Origin of the sequence: Pedobacter soli, assembly GCF_900101435.1 — a bacterium.
Taxonomy (GTDB): domain Bacteria; phylum Bacteroidota; class Bacteroidia; order Sphingobacteriales; family Sphingobacteriaceae; genus Pedobacter; species Pedobacter soli.
The window spans coordinates 79,933-80,293 of sequence record NZ_FMZH01000016.1 but is presented as its reverse complement, the minus strand read 5'-3'; the positions used below and the strand labels follow the sequence as shown (position 1 = coordinate 80,293).

Here is a 361-nt window from a genome sequence, read left to right as displayed (position 1 = left end):
CGGTACCTGGGTGTACAACCCTACTACCAACACCTGGACTAATATTAACGGACCAAAAGGTGATAAGGGAGATAAAGGCGATGCAGGTGTGGTTGGTGTGCAGGGGATGCCGGGTACCAGTGGAGTACCGGGTACACCGGGATCTGGTACTGCAGGTGCCCCTGGTGCAGGCGTAACTATCGTAACCAACGATAGCGGTACCTGGGTGTACAACCCTACTACCAACACCTGGACGAATATTAATGGACCAAAAGGTGATAAGGGAGATAAAGGTGATGCAGGCGTAGTTGGTGTTCAGGGGATGCCGGGTACCAGTGGAATACCGGGTACTCCGGGATCTGGTACTGCAGGTGCCCCTGGC

1 pseudogene is annotated in these 361 nt (G+C 54.3%); it reads left to right on the top strand.

The features are described from left to right. Window positions 1-361, top strand: a pseudogene (locus tag BLR37_RS25460) (hypothetical protein); the annotation flags it as partial.